Annotated in this window: 1 protein-coding gene; it reads right to left on the bottom strand. The window is 53.1% G+C overall.

What is annotated here, in order from left to right; translation table 11 throughout:
• Positions 1 to 354: 354 nt before the first annotated feature.
• Positions 355 to 2,515 (bottom strand): putative bifunctional diguanylate cyclase/phosphodiesterase (locus tag ACP7EY_RS23795; RefSeq protein WP_426197728.1); only part of this gene is annotated, 2,161 nt, incomplete at its 5' end.

The following is a 2,515-nucleotide window of genomic DNA, read 5'->3' as shown; positions in this document are numbered from 1 at the left end:
ATCAGTGCGTCAGCACTGAACACGATGACCAGCTTCGGTATGCCGGTGTCGGTAAAAATCTAAAAACGGACCGAAACTAGGGACGTTTTTGCCTGGCGTCGATTAATTCAACAACGCCCCTGATATACAGGTGCATATTCAGGCTGAGGGGCATAATTGAAAGGTCTGCTTTGGGTCGAATGCGGCCGGTCAGCACGAATTGCAACAAGTTCAAATTGACAACACTATAGACTTGTTCGAACAGCCGGTTTCGGCCAACAGCGGTCTTTCCTGCGGCACTCACGGCGCACTTTCGCTGATGGTCTACGCTGCCATGGCCAATAGAATACGTTCGATCAATAGCGCGCAGTGGAATCAGGCCAGATTAAGCCCGTCCGCGGATTGGTACGGGCGGAGGCCGCTAATTTCCGCACTAAAATTGACTTCGTAGAGAGGTGTCCGCGATTGACTGAACAAAGCCTCGAACACATCTGATGGCAGCGGACGGCTCAACAGGTACCCTTGGATCTCGTCGCATCCGATCGCTTGCAAATGAGACCGCTGGCTCTCCGTTTCTACGCCTTCCGCCGTTACTTTCATCCCTAAAGCATGGCCCAGTTCGATGACCGTCTTGACAATTTTCTTCGCCGTTTCTTCCGTGTCCAGGTCGACCACAAACGAGCGATCTATCTTGAGTTCATTGATCGGAAAACGCCGCAAATAACTCAGTGAAGAGTAACCGGTTCCAAAGTCGTCCAGAGAAATATTGACCCCGATGTTAATAAGTTCTCGCATGATGGTTTCGCTGCTCGTTGAATCATCCATCAACAGACTCTCAGTGATTTCTATCTGTAGCAGCTCGGGTGGCAGTTCGGCCTTTTTCAGCATCGCCGCAATTTGCTCCACGAGCCCAGCTTGCCTGAATTGATGCGCAGACACGTTCACGGATACCACGATGGAATTCCCTGCATCATGCCACTGCTTCGCTTGGGCAATTGCCGTACGCAATACCCAGCTTCCCACGACAACGATCGCCCCTGACTCTTCCAGATTGGGAATAAAGTCCCCTGGCATGACACGGCCAAACTCGGGACTTTGCCAGCGGATCAACGCCTCTGCCCCGACAATCCGGTTTTGTTCAAGATGCAGTTTCGGCTGATACTCCAGAATGAACTCCTTGTTTTCCAAAGCGGCGCGCAAGCCGTTCCGAAGTTGCAATTCGCGAATAGCCTCGGCACCCATCGCGCTATTGAAGTATTGGTAAGCATTTCGACCCAACGCTTTCGCATGGTACATCGCAGCATCCGCATGTTTCAGCAGCGCATCCGCATCCTCTCCATCTTTCGGATAGATTGCAATGCCGATGCTCGTGGAAATGTGGAGCTCGTGTTCTTGTACGGTGAACGGCTTGGCAAACGACTGGATGATGTACGCACTCACTGCCCCAGCGTCCTCCGGGGTATGTATGCTGCTCAGCACAGCAGTAAATTCGTCGCCGCCCATGCGGCATATCAGGTCGCTTCTCCGTGTACATTGCTCAAGCCGCTTTGCAACCAGAATCAGCAACTCATCGCCAATGCCGTGTCCCAGACTGTCATTGACGGTCTTGAAGCGGTCCAGATCGAGGAACAACACGCCAACGTGTTTATCCGTCAATCTGGCGTCGGTAATTGAAGCGGACAGTGATTTTCGAAAAAGCGCCCGGTTAGGCAAGCCCGTCAAGCTGTCATGAAAGGCGATGTGTTGCAAACGGCTCTGCTCAGCCTTGCGCTCAGACACATCGTGGAACACCATGACCGCGCCAAATATGGTGCCGTCTGCGCGGCGAATCGGTGCGGCCGAGTCTTCGATATGAAATTCCTGGCTGTCTGTACACCGAACCAGAATGGTGTGGTTTTCCATTTCGACGATTTCACGCGTTTCGAGACACTCATGGATAGGATTGGCCGCAGGTAAACGCGTTTGTTCGTTATAGATCTTGAAGACCTGGTTTATATCCCTGCCTCGCGCATCGGCATTGCTCCACCCGGTTAACTTTTCCGCGATCGGATTGATATATTCAACCCGCATGTCAGCGTCAGTGGTGATGACAGCGTCGCCGATCGATTGCAGCGTAATCTGGGCCTTTTCCTTCTCCTCAGCAAGGTCTGCGAATGCACGACGTAGTGCGCGCAATGGCAAGTTTCTGATGACGAAAAATGTCGCAGCGCCGAAAGTGCCGCTGCCGAGTAGCATCAGCAGTGCCGACTCAACTGCAGAGCGCAAGGAGCGCGTGATGCTGATGCGACCAACCGTCCGTCCGGCGTCATACAGCAAGGCACTGCCAGTGATAAACGGCGCCGTCAAGTCGTCCTTACTTTCTGCTACGGGGCTATTGCCCGTAGCATAAACAGTGCGTATTTCTCTGCGGTTATCACTCAATCCACCGAACTTAGCAGCGCCGCGTCTCAGCACGGCTTCTGGCTCATGAACTTGTGCGATTTCGGACGTGGGACCCGAGGCTTCGATTTGATGATGCCAGGGCGGTGCGAGTAGG

This window comes from Massilia sp. DWR3-1-1 (genome assembly GCF_049898325.1).
In the GTDB taxonomy this organism is placed as follows: Bacteria; Pseudomonadota; Gammaproteobacteria; order Burkholderiales; family Burkholderiaceae_D; genus JAFCUW01.
Note: the sequence above shows the minus strand (reverse complement) of the source record. Positions and strands in the feature narration are given on the sequence as shown.